Consider the following 5,493-nt stretch of genomic DNA (forward strand, 5'->3'; position numbering starts at 1 on the left):
GTTATTTCATCTTATAGAGAGATTTCTGGTTATTACTAGGTTTGGCGGTGACCTACTCTCCCACGACTTGAGTCGCAGTACCATTGGCGTTCATGCACTTAACTTCCGAGTTCGGGAAGGGATCGGGTGTTTTGCATGGGCTATGACCACCAAACCGAGGAATAACCAGATTTCCAAGTCGCGTACTGTGTTGTGTATGCTCTTGTTTTTGATAGTAAAAGTTTTGCTTTTACTGGATCAAATCAAGCCTATCGGACGATTAGTACCGGTCAACTGAACGCATTGCTGCGCTTACATCTCCGGCCTATCGACGTGGTGGTCTACCACGGTCCTCAGGGATACCTTGTTTTGAGGGGGGCTTCCCGCTTAGATGCCTTCAGCGGTTATCCTGTCCGTTCATAGCTACCCAGCACTACCGTTGGCACGATAACTGGTCCACCAGTGGAACGTTCACCCCGGTCCTCTCGTACTAGGGGCAACTCCTCTCAAGTATCCTACACCCACGGCAGATAGGGACCGAACTGTCTCACGACGTTCTAAACCCAGCTCACGTACCTCTTTAAACGGCGAACAGCCGTACCCTTGGGACCTGCTCCAGCCCCAGGATGAGATGAGCCGACATCGAGGTGCCAAACACTGCCGTCGATATGGACTCTTGGGCAGTATCAGCCTGTTATCCCCAGCGTACCTTTTATCCGTTGAGCGATGGCCCTCCCACTTGGGACCACCGGATCACTATGGCCGTCTTTCGACTCTGCTCGACTTGTCAGTCTTGCAGTCAGGCTGGCTTCTGCCATTGCACTCAACGAGCGATTTCCGACCGCTCTGAGCCAACCTTCGCGCGCCTCCGTTACTCTTTAGGAGGCGACCGCCCCAGTCAAACTACCCACCACGCAGGGTCCCGGACCCGGATAACGGGCCGCGGTTAGACATCAAGAGTGCGAAGGGTGGTATCTCAAGGGAGGCTCCACAAGGACTGGCGTCCCTGCTTCAAAGCCTACCACCTATCCTGCACATCACAATCCTGATGCCAGTGCGAAGCTATAGTAAAGGTGCATGGGGTCTTTCCGTCTAACCGCGGGAAGCCTGCATCTTGACAGGCAATTCAATTTCGCTGAGTCAACGTTGGAGACAGCGGGGAAGTCGTTACGCCATTCGTGCAGGTCGGAACTTACCCGACAAGGAATTTCGCTACCTTAGGACCGTCATAGTTACGGCCGCCGTTTACTTGGGCTTCAATTCGGAGCTTGCACCCCTCCTTTTAACCTTCAAGCACCGGGCAGGCGTCAGACCCTATACGTCGTCTTGCGACTTCGCAGAGCCCTGTGTTTTTAGTAAACAGTCGCCACCCCCTGGTTTGTGCCCCCAGTCAATACTTGCGTAGAAACCGGGCCTCCTTCTCGCGAACTTACGGAGGTATTTTGCCGAGTTCCTTCAACGTTGTTCTCTCAAGCGCCTTGGTATTCTCTACCAGTCCACCTGTGTCGGTTTAGGGTACGGTCTGGTGTGGGGCTATTTCCAGGGACCGATAAGCAGCCCACCCAATCCGATAAGGGTGAACTACAGTCTCGATCCGTCACATCCCACTGGCCCAGGAATATTAACCTGGTTCCCATCGACTACGCATTTCTGCCTCGCCTTAGGGGCCGGCTTACCCTGCTCAGATTAGCTTTAAGCAGGAACCCTTGGACTTTCGGCGACAGGGTCTCTCACCCTGTTTGTCGCTACTCATGTCATCATTCTCACTAGTGATCTCTCCACCGGATGCCTTACAGCCCGGCTTCACAGAAAGCTCCTTATCCTGCGCTGCACCCCGAAGGGTACAGAAGAGGATAGGAACTATGTCACACTACGCTCCGCTACCACGCACTTACGTGCATCCTCAGCTTCGGCTCATGGCTTGAGCCCCGTTACATCTTCGCCGCAGGACAACTTGTTTAGACCAGTGAGCTGTTACGCTATCTTTAAAGGATGGCTGCTTCTAAGCCAACCTCCTGGTTGTTTTGGTCGTCCCACCTGCTTTCCCACTTAGCCATGAATTGGGGGCCTTAGCTGGAGGTCAGGGTTGTTTCCCTCTCCACGACGGACGTTAGCATCCGCCGTGTGTCTGCCATCTAGTACTCCCGGGTATTCGGAGTTTGGTTAGGATCAGTAAGCCTGTGGGGCCCCATTACCCATCCAGTGCTCTACCCCCCGGGGTATTCGGATGACGCTCTACCTAAATAGATTTCGCGGAGAACCAGCTATCTCCGAGTTTGATTGGCCTTTCACCCCTAGGCACAACTCATCCCGACCTTTTTCAACAGGTGTGGGTTCGGACCTCCAGTAAGTGTTACCTTACCTTCATCCTGGTCATGCCTAGATCACTCGGTTTCGGGTCTGATCCCACGAACTCATTCGCCCTATTAAGACTCGCTTTCGCTGCGCCTACACCTATCGGCTTAAGCTTGCTCGTAAGACCAAGTCGATGACCCATTATACAAAAGGTACGCCGTCAGCTCGCTAGGAGCCTCCGACTGATTGTAGGCGTTCGGTTTCAGGTACTGTTTCACTCCCCTCGTCGGGGTGCTTTTCACCTTTCCCTCACGGTACTGGTTCGCTATCGGTCAGTAAGGAGTACTTAGCCTTCGGAGGTGGTCCTCCGATCTTCAGACAGGATTTCACGTGTCCCGCCCTACTTAATACGTCCCATCGAGCTTCTCATACGGGGCTGTCACCCGCTATGGCCACGCTTTCCAACGTGTTCTGATCACTCTCAAGGCTCGGCTGGTTCCCGTTCGCTCGCCGCTACTAGGGAAGTCTCTATTGATGTCCTTTCCTCCGGGTACTTAGATGTTTCAGTTCCCCGGGTTTGCTCTTAAAACCCTATGTATTCAGGTTAAAAGTACCTGTCTCAGCAAGATATTGAGTACCGAAGTAACAATATCGAACTGTCAGGTGGGTTCCCCCATTCGGAAATTCATGGATCAAAGCCTATTCTCGGCTCCCCATGACTTATCGCAGAGTATCACGTCCTTCATCGCCTCTTACTGCCAAGGCATCCACCAAACGCCCTTCTCGCGCTTGATTTGATCCAGAAAGAGCAAAACTTGCGTCTTCCGCCACCGGGCTGGTTCGACCGGCAGCTCTCTATCTGGACAAAAGCATACTTTCCCGCCTGACCTTCATGTCGGTGAAGGTCAGACAATGGTGACACTTTCTGACGAAAGTGCACCTGGTTAGTGTACTTGACTTGGAACAACTCTGTTCGTTTCAGCCTGGCAGACATCGGGGCACCCGAGGAAAGGGGTGGATCCCGTTGCTCGCCTCTCCCGAAGGATCGGCACCAAACTGAGGTGTTTCCCTTACTTGGGAACACCAAACAGTGTTGTATGATTTCTCTCTATACGATGTAAAAGTGCGTCCGATTGGACGAGAAAGAACCAAGCGGTTCTTGCTGATCTAATCGAAGGTAATGGTGGAGCCTAGGAGGATCGAACTCCTGACCTCCTGAATGCAAATCAGGCGCTCTCCCAGCTGAGCTAAGGCCCCAAAAGATGTGGATCACCACACCAGAATTAGTGGTGGGTCGAGGAGGACTTGAACCTCCGACCTCACGCTTATCAGGCGTGCGCTCTAACCACCTGAGCTACCGACCCAAGTCCAGACCGGTAGGTCTGTGATTTTCCTGAAGAGATATGAGGACGGCTCGGTCCGTGATGTGTGACCGGCTTGACTAGCCGATCTTCTGCTAAGTGTTTCACGTCGGATGGCAAGCCATCTGAACTAGAAACATCCTTAGAAAGGAGGTGATCCAGCCGCAGGTTCCCCTACGGCTACCTTGTTACGACTTCACCCCAGTCGCTGAGCCTACCGTGGCCAGCTGCCCCCTCTTGCGAGGTTGGCGCACCGTCTTCGGGTAGACCCAACTCCCATGGTGTGACGGGCGGTGTGTACAAGGCCCGGGAACGTATTCACCGCGTCATGCTGTTACGCGATTACTAGCGATTCCGACTTCATGGGGTCGAGTTGCAGACCCCAATCCGAACTGAGACAGCTTTTTGGGATTAACCCATTGTCACTGCCATTGTAGCACGTGTGTAGCCCAACCCGTAAGGGCCATGAGGACTTGACGTCATCCACACCTTCCTCCCGCTTATCACGGGCAGTTCCCCTAGAGTGCCCAGCCGAACTGCTGGCAACTAAGGGTGTGGGTTGCGCTCGTTGCCGGACTTAACCGAACATCTCACGACACGAGCTGACGACAGCCATGCAGCACCTGTCACCGAGTCACCGAAGTGAAAGATCCATCTCTGGACCGGTCTCGGGATGTCAAGGGTTGGTAAGGTTCTGCGCGTTGCTTCGAATTAAACCACATGCTCCACCGCTTGTGCGGGCCCCCGTCAATTCCTTTGAGTTTTAATCTTGCGACCGTACTCCCCAGGCGGAATGCTTAATCCGTTAGGTGTGTCACCGACACGCATGCGCGCCGACGACTGGCATTCATCGTTTACGGTGTGGACTACCAGGGTATCTAATCCTGTTTGCTCCCCACACTTTCGCACCTCAGCGTCAGTATCGAGCCAGTGAGTCGCCTTCGCCACTGGTGTTCCTCCGAATATCTACGAATTTCACCTCTACACTCGGAATTCCACTCACCTCTCTCGAACTCAAGACCAGGAGTTTTGGAGGCCGTTCCGGGGTTGAGCCCCGGGATTTCACCCCCAACTTTCTGGTCCGCCTACGCGCGCTTTACGCCCAGTAATTCCGAACAACGCTAACCCCCTCCGTATTACCGCGGCTGCTGGCACGGAGTTAGCCGGGGTTTCTTTACCAGGTACTGTCATTATCATCCCTGGCGAAAGAGCTTTACGACCCTAAGGCCTTCATCACTCACGCGGCATGGCTGGATCAGGCTTGCGCCCATTGTCCAAGATTCCCCACTGCTGCCTCCCGTAGGAGTCTGGGCCGTGTCTCAGTCCCAGTGTTGCTGATCATCCTCTAAAACCAGCTATAGATCGTAGGCTTGGTAGGCCATTACCCCACCAACTACCTAATCTAACGCGGGCCGATCCCTCACCGAAATTCTTTCCCCCGAAGGGCGTATACGGTATTAAACCCAGTTTCCCAGGACTATTCCGTAGAAAGGGGCACGTTCCCACGCGTTACTAACCCGTCCGCCACTAAGCCCGAAGGCTTCGTTCGACTTGCATGTGTTAGGCCTGCCGCCAGCGTTCGTTCTGAGCCAGGATCAAACTCTCAAGTTGAAAGCTCGTTACCGAGCTAACCTTGACGTTCGAACCTCTGCACATCGTCTCTTTTCAGGCAGAAAAGAGACAGTCATCTGTTTGATGTGCTCCAGGTTTCATCAGAAACCAGAAGCCGCCAAACAGTGAAGCTGTTAAATCCTATCATCGGCCGAAGCCTAAGGACCCCGATATGCAGTTGTTTGTTCATCGAATGAACCAAACCGCCCACATATCTCTTCAGATATTATCAATGTCAAAGAGCGCG

2 tRNA genes and 3 rRNA genes are annotated in these 5,493 nt (G+C 53.4%); all 5 read right to left on the minus strand.

Features of this window, described 5'->3' with window-relative positions:
• Window positions 1-39: 39 nt before the first annotated feature.
• Window positions 40-154: ribosomal RNA gene (rrf, locus tag E7681_RS18515) — 5S ribosomal RNA — on the minus strand.
• 84 nt (window positions 155-238) lie between these two features.
• A 23S ribosomal RNA gene (locus E7681_RS18520) occupies window positions 239-3,069 on the minus strand.
• Window positions 3,070-3,455: 386 nt separating this feature from the next.
• A tRNA-Ala gene (locus E7681_RS18525) sits at window positions 3,456-3,531 on the minus strand.
• A 30-nt stretch (window positions 3,532-3,561) separates the two neighbouring features.
• Window positions 3,562-3,638, minus strand: a tRNA-Ile gene (locus E7681_RS18530).
• Between the two features lie 143 nt (window positions 3,639-3,781).
• Window positions 3,782-5,246 (minus strand): 16S ribosomal RNA (locus E7681_RS18535).
• The 16S, 23S and 5S rRNA genes sit together here with 2 tRNA genes alongside, the layout of an rRNA operon.
• Between the last annotated feature and the right edge of the window lie 247 nt (window positions 5,247-5,493).

This window comes from Thalassobius vesicularis, from assembly GCF_004799325.1.
Classification (GTDB): domain Bacteria; phylum Pseudomonadota; class Alphaproteobacteria; order Rhodobacterales; family Rhodobacteraceae; genus Thalassobius; species Thalassobius vesicularis.